1 protein-coding gene is annotated in these 294 nt (G+C 57.1%); it reads left to right on the forward strand.

Annotated elements, in window-relative coordinates; all coding sequences use genetic code 11:
• Positions 1-76: 76 nt before the first annotated feature.
• On the forward strand, positions 77-294 hold a 218-nt coding region (locus EN862_RS35640; protein ID WP_135913336.1), incomplete at its 3' end, for an SgcJ/EcaC family oxidoreductase.

Here is a 294-nt window from a genome sequence, read left to right on the forward strand (position 1 = left end):
GTGCCGCTCATTGACAACGCCTGATGACGCGGCTTTCTTCCCATTCGATGTTAGCGGAAAGGACGGAGATCATGCCATGGGACTGGTGGTCAACAGACCCGCAGATGCCGGGCGCGCCTTTGCCGATGCCTGGAACAGGCACGACATGGCCGACTTCGCGTCGTTGTTCTGCGAAGACGCCAATTTCGTCAACGTCGTGGGCATGTGGTGGAAAAATCGCAGCGAGATCGAAGCGGCCCACCGCGCAACGCATGAAACGATGTTTCGTGATAGCCGATTAGAAGGTGTTGTCTC

Origin of the sequence: Mesorhizobium sp. M2E.F.Ca.ET.219.01.1.1, from assembly GCF_004016445.2 — a bacterium.
Taxonomy (GTDB): Bacteria; Pseudomonadota; Alphaproteobacteria; order Rhizobiales; family Rhizobiaceae; genus Mesorhizobium.